We start from the raw sequence: 13301 nt of genomic DNA on the forward strand, positions 1-13301 counted from the left end.
GTGGCGCCGGCATGTGTATTCCTAGGTCGCCAGCGCAACGATGCTGGTGATGCCGTTTCGGGCCATCTTCGCGTACGGACAGAATCTTTCCGTACTGCGCACCAACTCCTCGGCCACACGTCTTTCGACGTCAGGCAAGTGGATGCGAACATCGGCGGTGAGCATGAAGAGCCCGTCGACAGGATCACGGCCAAAGGCAACGGACACCTGCACGGTGGCAGCGAGAACGGGAATCTTCTTCTTCGCCGCCAACAGGTTCAAGGCTCCGTGGAAGCACGCGGCGTAAGCCGCTGCGAACAGCTGTTCCGGATTGGTTCCGCCGCCGCCACCGCCGAGCGCGGTCGGGAGTCTCAGATTCACGTCCAGGTTGCCGTCGTCGGATCGGGCCACGCCCGAGGCACGTCCGTGTTCCGCCTCGCCGCCACTCACCGTGACCACGGTCGAATAGATCGGCTCGAAATCTTGCCCCTTGTACTTGTCGAGCAGCGCGACAGGGGGCGGCTGCAGCCGCATCGAATGCGCGGCATCTGCCGCGCAGACGCTGACCGAATCTTTCTGGGTGGGCATTCCTGGCTTCTGTTCAGTGGTGTTGGGGAAAGGCGCGCTCAGGCGGCAGGGACTTCAAGTTCGAAAGCAGTGCTGATGATGAGACTGAGCTCGTCGCCGATCATCGGCAGCGAAGCAGTCACGCCGTAGTCGCTGCGGCGGATGCGGCCCCGGATGTCGAAGCCGATGGTGTAGACCTGCTTCGCCGGGTTCATGCCGGCACCGACGAAGCTCACGTCGAACGTGACGTCGCGCGTCACGCCGTGCAGGGCGAGCGCGCCGGCCACCTGGAACGAATTCGCAGCCAGGGAAAGTGGCGCCGCGAAGTCGAAGGCAATCAATGGAAACTGCTCGCCATCCAGCCAATCGCGACTCCTGAGTTCGTCGTCCAGGATACGGCTGGTCGTTTTCACGTTGGCTACCGGTACGGACACCGCGAGCCGCGTGGCGCTGTCGTTCTCGGAGAGTGGAATGTCGAGCGTTCCGCCCGGCCCGGAGAACTCTCCGAAATAGGTCGAAATGCCGAAGTGCGACACGCTGAACAGCACATGCGAGTGCACGGGATCAACGACGTAGCGCCCGCGGCAGACGTCGGCCAGGTTTGTTGAGGCGAGTGTAGAAGGCACGGGGCTGTCGGGCATATGTTGCCTGGATATGACGAGGATGGCCTGGGGCCAAGAACCCACGGCCGCGTCCTGATGCGGCCATGGGGGCTCCGGATCAGCGTGCCGGCTTGGGCAACGCGAACCACGCGTCGAAGCCGAGTGCGCCGATGCGGGGATTGGCGCCAGGCACCAGCGTCTCGTCCTTCAGTTCCGCACCGAAGTAACGCGCGTGCACGTCCTGAACGACCTTGCGCGGATCATTGGTCTTGGCGAGAAAGCGCTGGACGAGATCGGACAGGCGGACGCGCTCGGGCCCGGCGATCTCGACGATGCCATTCACCGGATCGCCCAGGGTGTAGTCCGCCACGGCCGCGGCGACGTCATCCGATGCGATCGGCTGCACGAAAGCCGGCGAGAGACGTACGGTGTCACCGTCGGTGCCCGATTGCGCAATACCGCCGAGAAACTCGAAGAACTGGGTCGAATGGACGATGGTGTAGGGAATCTTCGATTCACGGATCAGCTTTTCCTGCGCGATCTTGCCGCGGAAGTAGCCACTTTCCGAGAGGCGATCCGTGCCGACGACGGACAGCGCGACGTGATGCCTCACACCGGCCACGGCTTCCGCGGCAAGCAGGTTGCGCCCCGAGGTCTCGAAGAACTCGAGCACCGCCTTGTCCTCGAACGAAGGCGAGTTCGCCACGTCCAGCACCACCTGCGTGCCCTGGAGGGCCTCGGCCAGGCCTTCGCCGGTGATGGTGTTGACACCCGATGCGGGCGATGCGGCCACGACCTCATGGCCGGCTTCACGGAGCTTGATGACGACCTTCGAGCCGATGAGGCCCGAGCCGCCGATGACAACGATCTTCATGATGATTTTCCTGTTGGCCCCGCAAAGGGCCGGATGGATGACGAGGGTAGATTCCTGGCGGCGCGGATCAGGCGAGCTTCGCCTTGTCCAGGCCGAAGACCTTGTCGGAGGCGCCAGGCACGCTCTTGAAACCAATGTTCAGGCGGCTCCATGCATTGGTCGACATGATGAGGAAGGTGAGGTCGGAGATTTCCTTTTCCGACAGCTGCGTCCGGACGCGCTCGTAGATGTCGTCGGGGACTCCCTGTTCCGGGAGCTTGGTCAGCACTTCGGTCCAGGCCAGCGCCGCACGCTCGCGCGGAATGAACAGCGTCGATTCGCGCCATGCGGCCAGGTGGTACAGGCGCAGCTCACGCTCGCCCTGGATCTTGGCCTGCTTGACGTGCATGTCCAGGCAGAACGCGCAGCCATTGAGCTGCGACGTTCGGATCGCCACGAGGTTGCGGATCGGCTCTTCGATCGCGCCTTCCTTGATGGCGTTGAGGAACTCGACGAACTTCTTGAAAAGCTCGGGCGATTGTTCGACATAGTTGATGCGTTGGGTCATGACTAACTCCTGGATTGCATGGCGGATGCCTGGACTCAGAAGCGGCTGAGTCGCCCGTTTGCGAAGGTCGCGTGAACAGGACGTAGCGTAGGTTTTGGGGGCCGCCGCCGGTAGCCATGCACGGGGCCCCACGGTGTTGCCCATCGCGCAACAATCCGCTCGGGAACACGGCATGTTTCCGAACTGGCACCCGTCGAAAGTGAGAACCAGCGCGGTCGCAACGAGCGTCTTCGCGCACTCGGCGGAGCGCCAAACCATCACCGACAGCAACCCTCGGGTACGAGCGCAGGTCAGGTGGCGGCGAAATCGCATGGCAGATCGCCGCGACCCCGGGCGACACGGTCTAGACCGCCGAAGGATGGCGAGATAGGAACCGATGCGGCCGCCGTTGCCGGCGAAAAGCGTCACCAGACGCGCGACGCGGCCAGTCGAATCGCTGCAAATCCCGAGGGAACGCCCGACTGAAAGCTGCGGATCACTCGAGACTCATGCGACGAAGACTGCCACTGCATGGCGGACTTCGTCGCAAGCGATTGCCAGGCTAGCTGCGGTGTTCTGCCGCAAGACGACGGGTACGAACCAAGTCTTCGATGACGCGCAGCACGTCATCCGGCTCGGCGCGCTTCCGGATGTCCTCCTCGATGTGGGCGAACCGTATGAGGCCGTCTTCATCGATCACATAGGTCGCAGGAACCGGAAGCACCCACAGGCCGTTGCCATTCAGGACGGGAATATCGGTTCCCACCGAGCCGTAGAAACTGACGAGTTCGGGCGGAAGCGTGAAAGCCAGTTCGAAACCATTGGCGGCTTCGAGGTTGGAATCGCTGAGCACGGTGAACGTGATTTCGTTGTCCTCGGCCGTCCGCATCGAATGGCCGGGCGTTTGCGGGGAAATCGCCAGGAGAGTCGCACCGAGTCGTGCCAGTTCGCCTGCTTGCTGGCGCCAGGCCCTCAGCTGGAGGCTGCAGTAGCTGCACCATCCGCCGCGGTAGAAGACCAGGACCAGCGGTCCCTTGCGCCACTCGTCTGACAGGCGAACGGGTCGGCCCGAGGCATCCGGCAAGGTGGCGTCGGGCGAGAGGTCGCCTGCGCGCTTGGCGCGTGCGCCGATGCCCGTGGCGTCGAACACCGCATCGGCAGCGTCGTTGTGGTCGAAGGCTGAAAGTGGCGAACTCATGGACGGGCTCCGAACGGCGGGTGAAGGTTGATCTTCCGGGGGCGCGCCGCCGCTTCACACGCGACGCTCAGACCAGCTTCTGGTCGACATAGCACCATCGCCAGGACTCGCCGGGCTCCGCGGACTGCATCACTGCGTGACCGGTTTCGTGGAAGTGTCCGGTGGCATGCTTTCCCTGCGACGAATCGCAGCATCCGACATGGCCGCAGCTGAGGCACATGCGCAGGTGCACCCAGCGGCCACCGGAACGCAGGCATTCCTCGCACCCGGCCGTGCCCGGCGTGATCGGGTGGACCTGGTCCAGATGGGTGCAGCTGGCGGTCATAGGCGCACCTTCGTCTGGGAACGGGCGATGGAGGCAGAGATCAGCATGGCAATTGCTCCTTGGTGCCCGCAGGCGTTGATCGCGTTTTCTTCAGTCGGCTTCCTGTAGCCGGAAGCAGGGAATGCCTTCCACCCGTCGCGTCGCCGTGTTGCTGGTCGGATTTACACGGGGACACCGCGCCGACGTGAGTCTGTCCCATGCACGAACGGGCGGAAAGTGCACGCCTCATTACAGCCGCCTCGGCGATCTGACACCCGTCATCTTCGTAGCGACGGGTGGAAAGCAAACGGTGGGTCACCTCACGGGAATGAAGAACTCGGCGCCCTTGTTCTTCACGAGCGTGACGACGAACTTGGCAGGCTTCGTTTTGCTCGCGTTGCGCCCGACGGTATGGATGTCATCGGGGCCTTCGTAGAAGGTGTCGCCGGCCTTCAGCGTGACTTCCTTGCCGCCCTTCACGCCCATCACGATCGAACCCTCGAGCACATACACGAAGCTGTGGGCATCGTGGCGATGCACCGGATCGGCGGCGCCCGGCGGGTAGACCACAGTGATCATCAGAACCTCCTTGCCGGGGATGTCCTTCATCTCCTGGGTCAGGAGCGGGGTCACCTGGGCGTCCTTGGGTGCGGGGTGCGATGCGGTGTGTTGTGCCAACGCCGCGCCTGCGGCGAACAGCAGCGTCAGCCCGATGCTTCTTGAAATCTTGATCATGGTCTGCCTTCGTTGATGCGATCGATGAATCGTAGGATCAGGTGGTGCAGCGCGGTAGGCCTGTGCGATGGATCACGGTGTTGTCCGCGGTGCACCAATCTCGCGCTCATGCTGGTGGTTCGCTTTCCACCGGCTCGAACCGCACGCCTGACTCGAGCGTGCGGTGAACAGGGCATCGCTGCGCCACTCCCAGCAACTGTCCACGTTGTTCCTGTGTGATCGCGCCGTCGATCGACACCCGACTGCTGAACACATCGGTCGGGGAGGTCGACCCGTCCTTTCGGTGACTTACCGCCGTGAGGATGCGTGTGACCGCCCAACCCTTGCTGTCAGCGTAGTGGCGCAGCGTCATGGTGGTGCAGGCGGCGAGCGCAGACGACAACATGTTGTAAGGCGTCGGGCCCGAACCGAGCCCGCCTGCCGCCGTGGGTTCGTCCGCGAGCCAGCGCGAGCCGCCTGAGCGCAGCGCCAGCTGGAATTTGCCGTGCCCGGTTTCCTCGGCCTCGGCGTCTGCCGAGGTCGGTTGGCCGGCGGGCGGCTCGGGCAGGTAGCGGGCCGCCCAGGTCGCGATGAGGCGGGCGACCTGCTCCGCGTCTTCATGGCGCGACAGCAGGTGGTCGGCGTCATCGAGCGAGACGAAGCTCTTGGAATGCCTCGCTGCCAGGAAGATCCGCGTGGCGTTCTCGATGTCCACCGTCCGGTCGTGCGGCGCGTGGAGCAGCAGCAGCGGCCGGTGCAGGGCGGCGATGCGCACGCCCTGGTCATGCGTTCTCAGATCGTCCACGAAGGCCTTGCCGACCGCCATCGGCCGCCCGACCACCTGGACCAGGGCCTGTCCTTCCGCGTCGAGGCGCGCAAGACCGGCGGGATCCAGCCGGTGCAGAACTTGTGCCACGTCGAACGGTGCGGCGATGGTGGCGATGGCGCGCGCACTCGCCATCCGGCCCGCGGCCGCGAGCATGGCCGCGCCGCCCAGACTGTGACCGATAAGCAAGCGCGGCGGCATCCCGGCCGCTTCCATCGCTTCGGCAGCCGACTCCAGGTCCTGGACGTTCAGAGTGAAGGTCGCGTCGGCGAAGCTGCCCTCGCTGTCACCCAACCCGGTGAAGTCGAAGCGCAGCACCCCGATACCCAGGCTGGCCAGGGTGCGCGCGATGCGCACGGCCGCGAGGTTGTTCCTGCCGCATGTGAAGCAGTGCGCGAAAAGTGCCCAACCCCGCAGGATGCCCTCCGGCATCTCGAGGCTGCCCGAGAGGCGGTGGTTGTCCCGGTTGAGAAAATCGAAGGAGCGAGTGGGCACGGTTGCCTTCCTGTGTCTGGATCCGATGCGCACGGACAGGGATTCCTGCCACGAGCCTCGGCGGTCGCATCGGGGGGCATGGCCCCGGGCACGCGGGGTTTGCTGGGCGCGATCAAGCCTCGAGCGCGGTCGAGTCGCGCCAGCAAAGCGCCGAGAGGACGGCGCCGTCTCCGTCGATCTCGAACTCGGCGGGCAGCGGCCCGTCGATGCGCTCCAGCTGTACGACTCCGGCCAACCGTTCGCGGAGGTCGCTTGCCCATTGGCTGCCGTTTGCCATCCAGGCCGGGCTGATTTCGTCGCCGTCGACCGAGGGTTCCAGCATCACGATGACACGCAGCATCGAGTCGTCCGTGGGGCGGATGGCCCAAAGGCGCCGAACGGCGGGTTGTTCGGCGTACCAGCGGGCAAGGGCGCTCGATGTCGCACAGCCTTGTTCGGCCGCTTCGAGAGATGATTCAAGCGAGAGTTTCATGGCATGAGGTATCCGTTGGATTGAATCGAGCCGCTGCGCTTTCTGCGGCAGGGGCGATTCGCTTGTTTAGAGGCTTGCGAACGATTCGATGCTAGGGATCCCAGGGCAGCGGCGGTAGGCCTGTGCCACGGCGCACCGTGTTGTCGCAGCCGCACCAATCGAGGCGGCGAGCGCCGCGTCCACGGGCAGTTCACTTGCCGATGAGCACAGCCCGGCCCACCGACAGGCCCAGCACGCACATCGCGAGGCACAGCAACAGGCAGGCTGCCAAAGGCATCGTCCAGTTCCCTGCGGCTTCGTGCAGGAATCCGACCAGCGTGGGGCCGACGGCTGCCAGCAAGTAACCGACGCATTGCGACATACCGGACAACGACGCGGCGATCTGCTGGCTGCCGGCGCGCAGCCCGACGAAGGCCAGACTCAGGATCAACGCCGAGCCCATTCCCATGCCGAAGGCGAAAAGCCACAGGGGTCCCCATGCTGGCAGGGCCAGGAGGCCCGCCAGGCCGCAGGCACTCAATGCGGGCGACGCGAACGCGATCCAGCGTTGGTCGGGCATCCGATGCAACAGCGGCATCAGCAAGAGCGCCGGCACGGTGCCTGCCAGTTGCATCCATCCATGCAGCGTCCCGGCGCGTGCGCTGGACAGGCCGGCGTCCTGCAGGATGGACGGCAGCCAGGCAATCGCCGCGAAGTAGATGAAGCAGGTGAGGCCCAGGTAGCCTGCGACCTGCCAGGCCAGCGATTTCCTCCACACCGATGAACTTGACGCACCCGTTGAAAGGCCAGGTGCCGTGATCGTTCGAAAGCGCAATTGCGGCAGCCACAGCAGCGCAGCGAAGATGGGCAGCACGGCTACGGTGGCCAGCGAAGCCGGCCACCCGGCGTCGAGCGCATGGTCCAGCGGGACGGCCAAGGCCGACGCGATGCCTGCAGCGGAGATCATCGCGAGTGCGTAGCAGGCCGTCAGTTTCGCCACATGATGGGGGAAGTCCCTCTTCAGCAAGCTGGGCAACAGGACGTTGGCGATGGCGATCGCCCCACCGATTACACAGGTTCCCACGTAGAGCGCCGACACGGTGCCCGCCGAGCGCAAGGCGATGCCGAAGACCAGAAGAACCAGCGACGCGAAGAGCACGCGCTCCAGGCCGAACCTGTGTGCGACAGGCGGCGCAAGCGGGGACACCAGCGCGAACGCGAGGAGCGGAAGGGTCGTCAGTAGGCCGGCCTGCGAGGCGTTGAGCGCGAAGTTCTCCCGCACAGGCTCGAGCAAAGGACCGAGCGTGGTGATCGGTGCCCTAAGGCTGGCCGCGATGAGCAGGATGCCGGCGATGAGGAGCGCGGCGCGGGGCGATGTATCCGCCGGTTGTAAGGAACGCATGGAGGTCCAAGATGAAGTGGGATGCCACTGATGGCAGCCGCACCGGAAAAGGCCAGCCGCCTGCACGCTATCTCGCGCAGCAGCGGTTGGCCGGCTGACTTGCTCAGTTCAACGGCTGATCGGAGGGCGGAGCCTTCATGCCGACCGCCATGCGGTTCCAGGCGTTGATGTTCGCGATGGCCCAGCTCAGTTCCACGATCTCCTGGTCGTCGAACTGCGATTTCAGTGCCTCGAATGCGCTGTCGTGATCGCCATGCGGAAGGGAAATGCGCGTGAGCGATTCGGCCCAGTCCAGCGCGGCACGCTCGCGCTTGTCGTAAAAATCCACTTCGCGCCAGGTTGCGACGCTGTTGATGCGCTGCCAGCTTTCGCCGAGCCGACGCAGTTCGCGCGCGTGCATGTCGAGGCAGAACGCACAGCCGTTGATCTGCGAGACGCGCGTGACCACCAACTCGGTGAGTTTGGGGCCCAACGTCGACTTGGCAATGGCCGCACCGACGCCGGCCATCGCCTGGTACGGTTTCGGGGCAAGCTGGGTCCAGGGGAGGCGAGGGGAGCTCATGGTGTTTCCTTTGGTGGGTAGAGGGACAGTGAGACTCTGCATTTCGCGAGACGCTGTGCCAACGGCTGCACGTCAAGCCACGCTCTCTCTCTTTCGGGCCATTGCCTAGCGCAGCCCGAGCCTGCGCGCAGGGCGGAAGTGGCCTCGCATCACCATAGACTTTCGAGCAACGCGTCGAGCCTGGCGCTCGCGTTGCTGCCCAAATCGGCCACCTCGTTGGGGTAGTTCTGTTTCAGGAGCCTGGCGACTTCCGGCAGCTTCGCCTTGTCGAGATCGAAGGCTCCGATGCGATTCGGAAGGCCGAGCGAGATCACCACCCCCGCGATCCTGTCAGCGAGCGGCGTCGCGGCATCTGCTTGTCCGGATGGCGCACCAAAGATCTCGAGCTTGTCGCCATAGAAGTCCGCGCAGGCGCGAATGACGGGCGCCAGCGTGATGCAGGAGGTCGCGCTGTGCGGCAGGCCGAAGGTTCCACCCAGGATGTGTCCGATGCGGTGGCTGAGGCCGTAGATGACCGAGGCGGGCGAGAAGTAGCACTGCCAGGCGGCCAGCTGGAGCTGCAGCAGGTCATCGGGTGTCACCCGTCCCTTGTCCAGCGCCTCGCGCGTCTGCATGGCCTGCGGCCACTTCTGCAGGATACTGAGGAATCGGTTCAATCCGCTCGCCGCCATGATCGCGTGCGGGTGTTCCCTTGTCACCTTGCGCATGCCCTCAACCGCGTGGTCCATTCCCTTCACGGCGGAGGACAGCAGCAGCGCGCGCGGCGTGTCGACCAGCAGCACGGGGTCGATCACGACCACCTTGGGCACTGTCTCTCGGACCGCATAGCTGCGTTTGAACTTCTCCGGGCCGTCCGTCTCCGTGATGCCGAAGTAGTGGGAGAACTCCGAGCCCGACAGCGTCGTCGGCAGCGCCGCGATCGGCAGGTAGCGCCCGGTCGTCTCATGATGCCGGTGAGACACCGCCTTGGCCGCATCGAGCACCGACCCGCCGCCCAGCGCTACGATGGACTCTGCGCCGGCGCGCAGGCAGGCTTCGAGGCCGCCCTGCACCGCCACGTCCGGCACATGCGCCGGCAACGCCATGAAGCTCCCCACGGACTGCTTCAGGTTGGGCTGCACGCAATCCTGGAAGAGCTTTGACAGCGGTTCGACGGTGAACGTCATCGGCCGATGGATGCCGTGCTCGCCCAGCCTTGTCACTGCGCCTTGCAGTATGTGCTGGCCCCAGAAGACGCCGTCTTGCGGCAGGCAATTCAAGTGATTCATGTCGATCGGCTTTGTGGAAGTCAAGGTCGAAAAGATAGGTCCTTCTCCCACGGCTCACAAGCCGCTCTTTGCCAGACGTAGCGTTCATGTTCGTGGACGACGCCGTGTCGGCGTGCCTTGCCGAACGCGGTGGATCACTCGAAGGTGCGGGGGTGGTCGAATGCCGTGACGACCGGCATTTCCACGGCGAGGAAATCGACCAGCGAACGGACGGCGGGAAGCAGCCCGGTTCGAAACGGGATCAGCGCCGAGATGCGCGCATCCGCCGCTGACCAGTCGGGCAGCAGCTGCTGCAGGGTTCCGTCCCTCAGCTCCGCCCTGCAGATGTAGCCCGGGAGCGCAGCGATGCCCAGGCTGGCGCACGCCGCCTCTTTCAGCGCGACCATGTGGTTGCTTTGAAATCGTGGGTCGATGGGCATGACGATTTCTTCGTCGCCCGGCCCCTTTAGTTGCCATTGCAGCGGCCCGTTGCGCACCATTGCGATGGTCGCGTGCCGTGCAAGGTCCGCCGGGCTCTCGGGCACGCCCATCCGCGCGAGATACCCCTGGCTCGCGAACAGGTACCAGGGAACATCGGCCAGGGCGCGTTGCACCAGCGTGGAGTTCTGCAGCGACGCCGTATGCCCCCGTATCGCGAGATCGAAGCCTTCGCCCACAATGTCCACGTAGCGGTCGGTCGCGATTTCGACGACACGCACCTTCGGGTACCGGTTTAGGAACGCAGGGAGGATGTCGCGCAGTGCGAACTGTGAAATCTCGACCGCCGTGGTCAGGCGGATCACGCCGCTGGGCTCGGCCAGGCGCTGGCGGACGGCCTCTTCGGCGACATCGGCGCTGTGCAGCATTGCCACCGCGTACTGGTAGAACTCCTTGCCAATGTCGGTCATTCCGAACTGGCGGGACGTCCTGTTGAGTAGTCGCACACCCAGGTGCCCCTCGAGTTCCTGGACGCGGTGGCTCAGGGTCGACTTGGGCAGGCGAAGGGCCGAGCCCGCAGCCGTGAAGCCGCCACGGTCGACGACTTGCACGAAATAGAAGACATCCTTCAGGTCGAGCATCGAAACCCTAGTGAGAGAGCAAAGAGGTCACGCAGCAGCGCCGGCGCTCTCCGAGGATAGTGCCGCGACCTCCAGCTCGCTAGCTCATTCTCAGGCTTCTTGCGCCACTGGCTCTGCGACTCGCAGCGACCTCGCGACCGAGGTGACGCGTCGGCCCTGGAAGGCCGCGACGGCGAGTGCTTCGGCGCCGGGCATCATCGAATCCCTGTTGGAGACGTGGGTCGCTCCGTATGGCGTACCGGCCGCGAACATTGCCACATCTGCATAGCCGAGCGGCACGATGATCAGACCCAAGTGGGCCATCGGACCGTAGATCGACAGCAACGTCGACTCGTTACCGCCGTGCATGGAAGAAGTCGAACCAAAGACCGATCCGGCCTTGCCGTTGAGCTTGCCCTGGAACCAGAGGCCGCCGAGCGAATCGATGTAGGCCTTCAGCTCGGCGGCGATGGCGCCGAAACGCGTCGGTGTGCCGAAGATGATCGCGTCCGCCCATTCGGCGTCCGCCTCGGTGGGTGCTTCGTATTTGGCGTTCATTTCGCTGGCCCGTTCGGCCCATTCGGGGACCTGGCGCATGGCTTCCGGCGCGACGAACTCGCGCGCGCGTCGAAGCCGGACTTCCGCGCCCTCAGCCATTGCGCCTTGCGCAACCGACTTGGCAAGGAGTTCGGTAGAGCTGTGGCGGGAATAGAAAGCGATGAGCACCTTGGGTTTGGACATGAGTTGACCTGAGTTTGGAAAGAGAGAAGGAGGATGTCTTGCACGGTCAGTCAGACGGCGATGGGCTCCAGGCGCGCGAGCAGTTCGTCCTTGCGGTCGCGCAGCCATGGCGGCAGCTGGAACTCGGCACCGAAGTGGCCGGGCTCTTCATCGATGGCAAAGCCGATGTCGGTGGTCGCCGCCTCGAACATCACGCCGCCCGGCATCTTGAAATACATCGAACGGAAGTAGTTGCGATTGACCGACTCGGAGGTGTCGATGTGACCCATCGACATCAGCTTTTCCTTGATCTGCATCTGCTGCTCGACACCGTCCACGGCGAAGGCCACGTGATGGATCGTTCCCTCGCCGTAGATCGACGAGCCCTGGAGGCGGTCCGGTTCGTGAATGAACTCGACGATGGTGCCCGGCTTGCCGTCGGCGGTCTCGAAGCGGTGGTGCGGCCCGGACTGGCCGGCATAGTGAAAGTCCAGCGCCTCCTTCATGAAGATGATGGACTCATCGACCTCGCGCAACGACAGCGTGATGCTGTGCACACCCCGGATCGCGAACTTGGCTGGAATGTCGGCCGCAATGCATGGCGCACGCGTGTCGTGCTCGGAGGCCACCAGGTCGAACTCGATGCCGCACGGGTGCTGGAATCGTTGGCGTTGCTCGCCGAAGCGCTCGACGGTGGCCTCTTCGAAGGTCACGCCATGGGCGTCGAAGCGCTCGCGCCAGAAGTCCAGCGAACCCGCCGGCACCGAATAGTTGATGACCTTGATCTGACCGGAACCGCGGCGTCCCTTCACGCCTTTCTGCTTGAAGGGAAACGACGTGACCAGCGTGCCGGCATCGCCTTGTGCATTGCCATAGTAGAGGTGGTAGACCGGTTCCTCGCCGTCCAGCAGCACGGTTTTCTTGACCAGGCTCTGGCCAAGCAGCGTGACGTAGAAATCCACGTCCTCCTGTGCGCCGCTGACGCAAGCGGTCAGATGGTGAAAGCCCTTGATGATCGACATGTGAGTCCTCTTGTAGGAAGGTGGTGGTTGCTAGTGAGAGAAAGAAGCGAATTGCTCCACCGACTGTTTCTGGAGCGTCATGCAGTTCTCCGGCATGCCGTTGTTGGCCCAGCCCATCGACATGCCGGCGATCACGATTTCCCCTGGGGGGATGCCGAGCTCCGCCCGCAAGACATGGTGTTGCAGCGACCAGATCTGCTGTGGGCAGGTGTCCAGGCCCCGGCCCTTGGCGGCCAGCATGACGTTCTGCAGAAAGCAGCCGTAGCAGAGAAAGCTGGCCCATTCGAGGCGGCGATCCATCGTGAAAATGATGCCCACCGGTGCGTCGAAGAACAGGAACTGGCGCTCCACGTCGCGCAGGCGTCCGCTCTTGTCGCTGCGATGCACACCCTGCGCATCGCCGAGTTGGCCGCGAAAGGTGTTGAACCGGGTGGCGTACGGATCGTGCAGCGGCTGGGGGAAGAAGGGGTACTCCGGCGCCAGCGTGGCATGGTTGGCGCGGAACTCTGCAACCGCAGCCTTGGTGACGCGGTCGCGCGCGTCCCCTGTCACGACATAGCAGCGCCAAGGTTGCGTGTTGCTCGAGCTGGGCGCATGGCTCGCGGTCGACAGGATGTCCTTCACCGTGTCGAGTGGAACGGGGCGGTCGAGAAAGCCTCGCTTGCTGCGTCGGTCGCGGATGAGGTTGTCGATGAAAGGTGCCGCGTTCATTTCCAGAATCTCCATCAGTAGGTTGGCCGACATGGTTGTCTCT

Annotated in this window: 16 protein-coding genes; all 16 read right to left on the bottom strand. The window is 64.3% G+C overall.

Annotation, left to right across the window (positions count from 1 at the left end):
- Positions 1 to 21 precede the first annotated feature (21 nt).
- The gene (locus QTI68_RS09140) at positions 22 to 567 is read right to left on the bottom strand and encodes an Ohr family peroxiredoxin (protein WP_286521081.1); all 546 of its coding nucleotides are present in this window, start codon (positions 565 to 567) and stop codon (positions 22 to 24) included.
- 38 nt (positions 568 to 605) lie between these two features.
- Positions 606 to 1187, bottom strand: coding sequence for a YceI family protein (locus QTI68_RS09145; RefSeq protein WP_286521082.1), 582 nt, complete (start codon positions 1185 to 1187; stop codon positions 606 to 608).
- Between the two features lie 79 nt (positions 1188 to 1266).
- Positions 1267 to 2022 carry an SDR family oxidoreductase gene (locus QTI68_RS09150; RefSeq protein WP_286521084.1) on the bottom strand — a complete coding sequence of 252 codons (756 nt, stop codon included), beginning with the start codon at positions 2020 to 2022 and terminating at the stop codon, positions 1267 to 1269.
- Between the two features lie 67 nt (positions 2023 to 2089).
- Positions 2090 to 2569 carry a carboxymuconolactone decarboxylase family protein gene (locus QTI68_RS09155; protein ID WP_286521086.1) on the bottom strand — a complete coding sequence of 160 codons (480 nt, stop codon included), beginning with the start codon at positions 2567 to 2569 and terminating at the stop codon, positions 2090 to 2092.
- Positions 2570 to 3110: 541 nt separating this feature from the next.
- On the bottom strand, positions 3111 to 3746 hold the full coding sequence (locus tag QTI68_RS09160; RefSeq protein ID WP_286521087.1) for a peroxiredoxin-like family protein: 636 nt from the start codon (positions 3744 to 3746) through the stop codon (positions 3111 to 3113).
- Between the two features lie 67 nt (positions 3747 to 3813).
- On the bottom strand, positions 3814 to 4071 hold the full coding sequence (locus tag QTI68_RS09165) for a ubiquitin carboxyl-terminal hydrolase 14 (RefSeq protein ID WP_286521088.1): 258 nt from the start codon (positions 4069 to 4071) through the stop codon (positions 3814 to 3816).
- 294 nt (positions 4072 to 4365) lie between these two features.
- On the bottom strand, positions 4366 to 4785 hold the full coding sequence (locus QTI68_RS09170) for a cupin domain-containing protein (protein WP_286521089.1): 420 nt from the start codon (positions 4783 to 4785) through the stop codon (positions 4366 to 4368).
- 106 nt (positions 4786 to 4891) lie between these two features.
- Positions 4892 to 6085: a bifunctional alpha/beta hydrolase/OsmC family protein gene (locus QTI68_RS09175; RefSeq protein ID WP_286521091.1), complete on the bottom strand. Its 1194-nt coding sequence runs from the start codon at positions 6083 to 6085 to the stop codon at positions 4892 to 4894.
- 112 nt (positions 6086 to 6197) lie between these two features.
- Positions 6198 to 6557, bottom strand: a complete 360-nt coding sequence (locus QTI68_RS09180; protein ID WP_286521093.1) for a hypothetical protein — start codon at positions 6555 to 6557, stop codon at positions 6198 to 6200.
- A 190-nt stretch (positions 6558 to 6747) separates the two neighbouring features.
- On the bottom strand, positions 6748 to 7938 hold the full coding sequence (locus QTI68_RS09185; protein WP_286521094.1) for an MFS transporter: 1191 nt from the start codon (positions 7936 to 7938) through the stop codon (positions 6748 to 6750).
- A 103-nt stretch (positions 7939 to 8041) separates the two neighbouring features.
- Entirely contained in the window at positions 8042 to 8500 is a 459-nt protein-coding gene (locus QTI68_RS09190) for a carboxymuconolactone decarboxylase family protein (RefSeq protein ID WP_286521557.1), read from the bottom strand.
- A 149-nt stretch (positions 8501 to 8649) separates the two neighbouring features.
- Positions 8650 to 9768, bottom strand: coding sequence for an iron-containing alcohol dehydrogenase (locus tag QTI68_RS09195; RefSeq protein WP_286521095.1), 1119 nt, complete (start codon positions 9766 to 9768; stop codon positions 8650 to 8652).
- Between the two features lie 134 nt (positions 9769 to 9902).
- Positions 9903 to 10826 (bottom strand): LysR substrate-binding domain-containing protein, encoded by a 924-nt coding sequence (locus QTI68_RS09200; protein WP_286521097.1) that lies wholly within the window; start codon positions 10824 to 10826, stop codon positions 9903 to 9905.
- Positions 10827 to 10916: 90 nt separating this feature from the next.
- Positions 10917 to 11546 carry an NAD(P)H:quinone oxidoreductase gene (gene wrbA, locus QTI68_RS09205; protein WP_286521098.1) on the bottom strand — a complete coding sequence of 210 codons (630 nt, stop codon included), beginning with the start codon at positions 11544 to 11546 and terminating at the stop codon, positions 10917 to 10919.
- 50 nt (positions 11547 to 11596) lie between these two features.
- A complete protein-coding gene (locus tag QTI68_RS09210) occupies positions 11597 to 12547 on the bottom strand; it encodes a ring-cleaving dioxygenase (protein ID WP_286521099.1) in 951 nt (316 codons plus the stop codon).
- 30 nt (positions 12548 to 12577) lie between these two features.
- Positions 12578 to 13258, bottom strand: a complete 681-nt coding sequence (locus tag QTI68_RS09215; RefSeq protein WP_286521558.1) for a nitroreductase — start codon at positions 13256 to 13258, stop codon at positions 12578 to 12580.
- Positions 13259 to 13301 lie beyond the last annotated feature (43 nt).

The organism is Variovorax sp. J31P207, assembly GCF_030316965.1.
GTDB classification, from domain to species: Bacteria; Pseudomonadota; Gammaproteobacteria; order Burkholderiales; family Burkholderiaceae_C; genus Variovorax; species Variovorax ginsengisoli_B.